The 7299-nt window shown below is 72.5% G+C and carries 7 protein-coding genes and 1 pseudogene; 1 reads left to right on the top strand and 7 read right to left on the bottom strand.

From position 1 onward, the window contains the following. Positions 1 to 427 precede the first annotated feature (427 nt). The 6 genes and pseudogenes from AOK09_RS42255 to AOK09_RS19275 form a co-directional block, all read right to left on the bottom strand. Positions 428 to 674, bottom strand: a pseudogene (locus tag AOK09_RS42255) (beta-ketoacyl-ACP synthase); the annotation flags it as partial. A gap of 2 nt (positions 675 to 676) precedes the next feature. After that, positions 677 to 1601, bottom strand: a 925-nt coding sequence (locus AOK09_RS19295; RefSeq protein WP_407675420.1) for a beta-ketoacyl-[acyl-carrier-protein] synthase family protein, incomplete at its 3' end; no start/stop codon positions are given. Positions 1602 to 1736: 135 nt separating this feature from the next. Then, positions 1737 to 1979, bottom strand: a complete 243-nt coding sequence (locus AOK09_RS19290) for an acyl carrier protein (protein WP_055588451.1) — start codon at positions 1977 to 1979, stop codon at positions 1737 to 1739. Between the two features lie 67 nt (positions 1980 to 2046). Continuing rightward, complete coding sequence (locus AOK09_RS19285) at positions 2047 to 3093, bottom strand: beta-ketoacyl-ACP synthase III (RefSeq protein ID WP_055588450.1); 1047 nt, start codon at positions 3091 to 3093, stop codon at positions 2047 to 2049. Next, positions 3090 to 4052 carry an ACP S-malonyltransferase gene (locus AOK09_RS19280; protein ID WP_055588449.1) on the bottom strand — a complete coding sequence of 321 codons (963 nt, stop codon included), beginning with the start codon at positions 4050 to 4052 and terminating at the stop codon, positions 3090 to 3092. The genes AOK09_RS19285 and AOK09_RS19280 overlap by 4 nt, the downstream gene beginning before the upstream one ends. 91 nt (positions 4053 to 4143) lie before the next feature. Next, positions 4144 to 5322, bottom strand: a complete 1179-nt coding sequence (locus tag AOK09_RS19275) for a PucR family transcriptional regulator (RefSeq protein ID WP_055588456.1) — start codon at positions 5320 to 5322, stop codon at positions 4144 to 4146. A gap of 300 nt (positions 5323 to 5622) precedes the next feature. On the opposite strand from AOK09_RS19275, the gene AOK09_RS19270 reads away from it, so the two are divergent. Next, positions 5623 to 6396: a pirin family protein gene (locus AOK09_RS19270; protein WP_063796008.1), complete on the top strand. Its 774-nt coding sequence runs from the start codon at positions 5623 to 5625 to the stop codon at positions 6394 to 6396. A 29-nt stretch (positions 6397 to 6425) separates the two neighbouring features. Here the strand turns inward: AOK09_RS19270 and AOK09_RS19265 are convergent, their stop codons facing one another. Further along, complete coding sequence (locus tag AOK09_RS19265) at positions 6426 to 7259, bottom strand: serine hydrolase domain-containing protein (RefSeq protein ID WP_055588448.1); 834 nt, start codon at positions 7257 to 7259, stop codon at positions 6426 to 6428. Between the last annotated feature and the right edge of the window lie 40 nt (positions 7260 to 7299).

The raw sequence follows: 7299 nt of genomic DNA, 5'->3' as shown, positions 1-7299 counted from the left end.
CCCCAGTCGTCCCCGCCCCAGTCCTTGCCGGAGTCCTTGCCCTGCACAGCGGACTGCCCGGACTTTCCGGGCTCCCAGGTGTCCGCGTGGGCGGCAGGAGTGGCGAAGGCGAGGGCGGCTGCGCTCAGCGCGGCGCCGGCGACAAACGTTCGTGCACGCATGGCGATGACCTTCCAGCGCCTCCTACGATCGGTGACAGGACGTCAACTCAGGGGAATCGCGGAGACACCACGATCACCGTCGGTCACCGATGGCGATCACGCCAGCCGACAGTCGCAATCGGGTGAGATGATGATTCTTTCGGCCGAATCGACGACCCCTCAGGACATTCGAACAGAGCGTTCGAGCAGGTCGGAGGGGGTGTGCCGGGATGCCGACAGGCCCCGCCCGGAACTCCGGGCGGGGCCTGTCTGACGGTCTGTCGGGATCAGTCCCGGCGGAAGGCGAGCACCACATTGTGACCGCCGAAACCGAAGGAGTTGTTGAGCGCCGCGATCGGGCCCTCGGGCAGCTCCCGGGGGTCCAGACGCACGATGTCGGCGTCCACCTCGTCGTCCAGGTCGTCGACGTTGATCGTCGGCGGCGCGGTGCGGTTGTGGAGCGCCAGCACCGTGGCCACGGTCTCGATGCCGCCGGCGCCGCCCAGCAGGTGGCCGGTCATCGACTTGGTGGCGNNGGGTGGAGGTGGCGTGCGCATTGACGTGCACCACGGACGCCCGGTCCAGCCCGGTGGACTCCAGCAGGTTGGTGAGCGCGGCGGAGATGCCACGGCCGGAGGGTTCCGGCTGCGCGATGTGGTGGGCGTCGGAGGAGAGTCCCTGGCCGACGGCCTCGCAGTAGACGCGGGCACCACGGGCCGCGGCGTGCTCCGCGGACTCCAGGACGACCACACCGGCGCCCTCGCCCAGCACAAAGCCGTCCCGGGCCTTGTCATAGGGGCGGGAGGCGCGCTGCGGCTCCTCGTTGTTCTTGGACATCGCCATCATGTTGGCGAAGGCCACGATCGGCAGCGGGTGGATCGCCGCCTCGGTACCGCCCGCCACCACGATGTCGGCACGGCCGGTACGGATCATCTCGATCGCGTAGCCGATGGCCTCGGCGCCCGAGGCGCAGGCGCTCACCGGGGTGTGGACACCGGCGCGGGCGCCGATCTCCAGCCCGACGTTGGCCGCCGGGCTGTTGGGCATCAGCATGGGCACGGTGTGCGGGGAGACGCGGCGGACGCCCTTCTCCTTGAGCACGTCGTACTGGTCGAGCAGGGTGGTGACGCCGCCGATGCCGGAGGCGACCACCGCACCCAGGCGGTCCGGGTCGATCCCGGCCGACTCCTCGGTCGCCGGGGCGTCGAAGCCTGCGTCCGCCCAGGCCTCCCGGGCGGCGATCAGGGCGAACTGCGCCGAGCGGTCCAGCTTGCGGGCCAGCGGCCGCGGCAGGACCTCTCCGGGCTCGACGGCTGCCCGTGCGGCGATCCGCACGGGCAGCTCGGCAGCCCACTCCTCCTCGAGGAGCCGCACGCCGGAGCGTCCGGCCAGCAGTCCCTCCCACGTCGACGCGGCATCCGCGCCCAGCGGCGTGAAGGCGCCGATACCTGTGACAACCACGGTGGTTCGGGTGTCAGTAGTCACTGGTCTCTTACTCCCACGTGTTCAGCGTGCGAGGCGGCGCTGGTGCCGAGGGGACGCCGGCATGCGCGTCGGCCTGACAGGAACTCAGGTGCCCCGAGGTCGGTTGGTGTGTCAGCTGTTGTCGATGATGTACGCGACGGCGTCGCCGACGGTCTTGAGGTTCTTCACCTCGTCGTCCGGGATCTTGACGTCGAAACGCTCCTCGGCGGCGACGACGACCTCGACCATGGACAGCGAGTCGACGTCCAGGTCGTCGGTGAAGGACTTGTCCAGCTCGACGTCCTCGGTCGGGATGCCGGCGATCTCGTTGACGATCTCGGCGAGACCTTCCAGGACCTCGTCCTTGGTAGCCATTGCGGCGCTCCTATCAGGGGGTGTGTTGTTGTGCTGCGTCGTGCCCGGGATGGGCACAGGTATTGACTTACGGGAGAGTAACGACTGTGGCCGCGTAGACCAGACCCGCCCCGAACCCGATGACCAGGGCCAGATCCCCGCTCTTGGCCTCACCCGAGGCGAGCATCCGCTCCATGGCGAGGGGGATGGACGCCGCCGAGGTGTTGCCCGTCTCGGCGATGTCCCGGGCCACCGGCACCGAGGCGGGCAGCTTCAGTGCCTTGATCATGGCATCCGTGATCCGCATGTTGGCCTGGTGCGGAATGAACGCGCCGAGCTGGTCGGCGGTGATCCCGGCCGCGTCCAGCGCCTGCTGGGCGACCTTGGCCATCTCCCACACGGCCCAGCGGAACACCGTCTGGCCCTCCATGCGCAGCGCGGGCCACTTGACCTCGTCGCCGACGCCGTTGACCGCGTCCTCCTTGCCGAAGGCGGTGTCCCAGGCCTGGGTCTGCGAGATGACGTCCGACTGGGCGCCGTCGGAGCCCCAGACCATCCTGCCGATACCCGGCTCGGTGGCCGGGCCGACGACCGCCGCACCCGCGCCGTCACCGAAGATGAAGGCGGTGGAGCGGTCGGAGGTGTCGGTGAGGTCGCTCAGCCGCTCCACCCCGATCACCAGGACGTACTCGGCGCTGCCGGCGCGGATCATGCCGTCGGCGAGGCTGAGGCCGTAGCCGAAGCCCGCACAGGCGGCGGAGATGTCGAAGGCGGCCGCGGAGCCGCAGCCCAGCCGGTGGGAGATCTCGGTGGCGATCGCGGGGGTCTGCTTGAGGTGCGAGACGGTGGACACCACCACGGCGCCGATCTGCTCGGGCGTGATGCCGGCCTGGGCGATCGCCTTGCCGGCGGCCTGCACCGACATCTCCGAGACGGTCTCCTCCGGGCCCGCCCAGCGGCGCTCGCTGATGCCGCTACGGGTGCGGATCCACTCGTCGGAGGAGTCGATCCACTGCAGCACCTCCTCGTTGGGGATCACCCGGACGGGACGGTAGCCGCCCACGCCGTAGATCCGCGAGAAGTCCGCGCCGCGGCTCGGCCGGATACGCGCAGGGGCGTCAGGGGTCTGGGTCATGCGTTCACGCCTTCCGTCGCGGGAAGCCGGATCGGCTCGCCGTGCTTGGCGACCAGCTCGCGGGCCTTGTCCAGGTCGGCGGGGGTCTTCAGGGCCAGGGTCTCGATGCCCTTGAGGTTGCGCTTGACCAGGTTGGTGAGGGTGCCGGCCGGCGGCACCTCGATCACACAGGTGGCGCCGATCTCCTGCAGCTTCTCCATGACCAGGTCCCAGCGGACCGGGTTGGAGACCTGGGAGACCAGCCGGCTGAGCACCTCGGTGCCCTGGCGCACCACGCCGCCGTCCTGGTTGGAGACATAGGCGGTGGCCGGGTCGGCGACCGGGATGCCGGGGGCGAGCTTCGCCAGGACGTCCACACCGGGCGCCATGTGCCGGGTGTGGAAGGCACCGGCCACGCTCAGCGTCACCAGCCGCACACCGGCCGGCGGGTCGGCCTTGAGCGCCGCGAGCTGCTCCAGGGTGCCGGCCGCGACGATCTGCCCACCGCCGTTGTTGTTGGCCGCGGTGAGGCCGTGCTGCGCCAGCTTGGCGGCGACCTCGTCCGGGTCGCCGCCCAGGACCACGGTCATGCCCGTCTCGGTGACGGCGGCGGCACCGGCCATGGCCAGGCCGCGCTGCCGTACGAAGGCCATGGCGGACTCCGCGCTGAGCACACCGGCGGCGGCCGCGGCGGTGATCTCACCGACGCTGTGGCCCGCCACCGCGCCGACCTGCCCGAAGGCGTCGGCGTCGGGCAGCAGGGCATGGCAGGCGGCCAGGCCGGCGGCGACCAGCAGCGGCTGGGCGACCGCGGTGTCCTTGATCTCCTCGGCGGAGGCCTCGGTGCCGTAGTGCACCAGATCGAGTCCGGCCACGGCGGACCACCAGTGCAGCCGGTCGGCCACACCGTCCACCTCGAGCCAGGGGGCGAGGAAGCCGGGCGTCTGGGCGCCCTGTCCGGGAGCGACGAGTACGAGCACGGAATCAACCCTCTCCTGCCGGACACTCCGGCACGGGTAGACGGCGGTTACCAAGAAACTACATGCGGTTTGTGGGTTCCCTACAGTGGCTTCACCTGTGATCGCCCGACGCGTCCAGACGGCCCAGTGCCAGGGCGATCCGCAGCGTGAAGGCGGAGCGTACGTCGGACGGCGTGTAGCCCGTGACGTCAGTCACACGTCGCAGCCGGTAGCGGACGGTGTTGGGGTGGACGAAGAGCATCCGTGCGGCGCCCTCCAGGGACGAGGCCTGCTCCAGATAGACCGAGAGGGTCTCCAGCAGAGCCGAACCCGCCTCCTCCAACGGGATGTAGATCTCCTCCACCAGCTGACGCCGCGCTGCCTGATCTCCCGCCAGCGCGCGCTCCGGCAAGAGATCGTCCGCCAGCACCGGACGGGGGGCGTCCGGCCAGGCCCCGCACGCCCGCAGCGCCCCCGACGCGGCCTGCGCGGAGCGGGTCGCGGAGAGCAGGTCGCCGACGGTGGGGCCGACCACCACCGGGCCGGGGGCGAACTGCCCGATCAGCGCCCTCGCGGCATGCATGGGATCCATGGACCCGCCGACCACCACCACCAGCCGGCTGCCCAGCACCCCCGTGAGCACATGCAGCCGGGCCCGGCGGGCGGCCCGACGGATCGCCTCCACCACCAGTTCGCTGTCGCCGTCCGGCGCACTGCCCATCACCACCAGCACCTGCGGCGGGGAACCCCAGCCCAGGGCGGCGGCACGGGACAGCACACCCTCGTCGGCGTCGCCGGAGAGCAGCGAGTTGACCACCAGCGCCTCCAGGCGGGCGTCCCAGGCGCCGCGTGCCTCCGCGGCCTGGGCGTACACCTGCGCCGTGGCGAAGGCCAGCTCCCTGGCGTACACCAGCACGGCCTCGCGCAGCCCCGCCTCGTCCCCCGGGGCGGCCAGCTCGTCGATGGCCTCCTCGACCACCTCGATGGAGATCCGGATCATCTCCACCGTCTGCCGCAGGGTGACCGCCCGGGTCAGCTCGCGCGGCGCCGTACCGAAGACATCGGTGGACATCGCCTGCGGTGCCTCGGGGTGGCGGAACCACTCGGTGAAGGCGGCGATCCCGGCCTGTGCCACCAGCCCGATCCAGGAGCGGTGCTCGGGGGGCATCCGGCGGTACCAGGAGAGCGTCTCGTCCATCCGCTGGATCGCGTTGGTGGCGAGCCGCCCCGACGCCTTCTCCAGCCGGCGCAGCGTGGCGGCGTGCCGCTCGGCGGCGAGCCTGCGCTCCATCGAGGTGCCGCGCGGCGACCCGCGCCGGGCGGGCTGGGGGACGGCGGCGTCGCCGCTCCCGGCACCGGCGGAGGACGGGGACGTCGGGTCGGCCTTCACGGCTTTCTTCGCTGCGTTGTTCGCTGAGGCGGCTGGCACAGCACTAGCGTGCCTCACCCGCGGCCGTGCTTTTGCACACGCCCCCGCCCGACAACGGTGGCAACCGTCACATATCCGCAGGTCGCCCCGGAACGGGGCGCCGTTCCCGATATCTTCCGCAGGGCCGTCGCGCCGCCCACCGCCATCCGAACGGAGCCAGCCGTGACCGACCAGTCCCGCCCCCGCGCGGAGGTGCGCCGCGCCGCCGAACGCTACCGGTCCGCCCCGGCGGAGGGTGTCGAGACCCGGCACGCCTTCTCGTTCTCCGGCCACTACGACCCCAGGAACACCCACTTCGGGTCGCTGCTCGCCTGCAACGAGGAACTGCTGGCCCCCGGTGCCGGCTTCGAGCAGCACCGGCACCGCGACGTCGAGATCGTCACCTGGGTGGTCGAGGGCGCGCTCGCCCACCGCGACGACCGCGGCCACGCGGGCGTGGTGCGGCCCGGCATGGTCCAGTACCTCGGCGCCGGTTCGGGGGTCGCCCACACCGAGCGCAACCTCGGCGGCGCCGCCGAGCCGGTGCGGTTCGTGCAGATGTGGCTGCAGCCCGACCGGTTCGACGCCGAGCCCGTGTACGGACTGGCCCGTCCCGCGCCCGACGACCGGGGCGTCGCCCTGCTGGCCTCCGGCATGGAACGCGACGCCGACCGCGGCGCCCTTCGGCTGCGCCGCCGTGACGCCGCACTGCACCATGTCACGGCCGGGCCCTGGCAGCCGCTGCCCCCACTCCCCGACGCGCCCTTCCGCCACCTCCACCTGCTGCGCGGATCGCTGGGCTTCCGCACCGGCGCCGGTCCGCACGGCACCGGCCGGGACCTGCGGCCCGGGGACAGCGCCCGGATCACCGGCAAGGCCCTGGTCGCCCCCACCGCGGGGGAGGACGGCGCCGAACTGCTGCTCTGGGAGATGCACTCCCCGCTGCTGCTCGGCTGAGCGCCGCGTCCGGTCGCCGCGGCGGCCGGTCAGCGGGTCAGCTCGGCCAGTACGGCATCGGTGAAGGGCGGCCAGGCGGCCGCCGCCCAGGGGCCGAAGTCCCGGTCGGTCAGGCAGACGCAGGCCGCACCCGCGGCGGGGTCGACCCAGAGGAAGGTGCCCGACTGCCCGAAGTGGCCGAAGGTCTGCGGCGAGCTGAGGGCGCCGGTCCAGTGCGGGGCCTTGCCGTCCCGGATCTCGAAGCCCAGCCCCCAGTCGTTGGGCCGCTGGTGACCGAAGCCGGGCAGCACACCGCTCAGCCCCGGGTAGGCCACCACCCGGGTCGCAGCCTCCACCGTGGAGGGGTGCAGCAGCCTCGGGGCCTGCAGCTCCGCCGCGAACCGCGCCAGGTCGGCGGCGGTGGAGACCCCGCCCGCCCCGGCCGGCGCCCGGTGGGCGGTGTCGATCCGGGTCGCCGCCATGCCCAGCGGCTGGAACACCGCCTCGGCGGCGTACCGCGCGAAGGGGATCCCCGCTGCCTTCTCCAGGGTCTCGGCCAGCACGTCGAACCCGGCGTTGGAGTACAGCCGCCGGGTCCCCGGAGCCGCCATCGACCGGTGCTCGTCGAAGGCCAGCCCGGAGGTGTGCGCCAGCAGGTGCCGCACGGTCGAGCCCTCGGGCCCGGCCGGGTCGTCCAGCTCGAAGACGCCCTCCTCCACGGCGACCAGCGCGGCGTACGCGCTGAGCAGCTTGGTCACCGAGGCCAGTGGGAACTCCCGCTCCTGCGGCCCGTACGAGCCCAGCACCGCCCCGTCCCGGCCCCGCACCACCGCGGTGGCCGCCGTCGGCACCGGCCACTGCCCGATCACCTGCAGACTCTCCATGGTTCCGACTCTACGGGGCGGCCCGCAGCGCCCGGGGTGC

The sequence above is a fragment of the Peterkaempfera griseoplana genome, assembly GCF_001418575.1.
Taxonomy (GTDB): domain Bacteria; phylum Actinomycetota; class Actinomycetes; order Streptomycetales; family Streptomycetaceae; genus Peterkaempfera; species Peterkaempfera griseoplana.
This window is presented reverse-complemented; position numbering and strand designations above follow the sequence as displayed.

What these genes read in the sequence shown, in the direction of transcription:
- AOK09_RS19290 (WP_055588451.1), bottom strand. Translation starts at nt 1,979, where the DNA reads ATGGCTACCAAGGACGAGGTCCTGGAAGGTCTCGCCGAGATCGTCAAC.
- AOK09_RS19285 (WP_055588450.1), bottom strand. Translation starts at nt 3,093, where the DNA reads ATGACCCAGACCCCTGACGCCCCTGCGCGTATCCGGCCGAGCCGCGGC.
- AOK09_RS19275 (WP_055588456.1), bottom strand. Translation starts at nt 5,322, where the DNA reads ATGGAGCGCAGGCTCGCCGCCGAGCGGCACGCCGCCACGCTGCGCCGG.
- AOK09_RS19265 (WP_055588448.1), bottom strand. Translation starts at nt 7,259, where the DNA reads ATGGAGAGTCTGCAGGTGATCGGGCAGTGGCCGGTGCCGACGGCGGCC.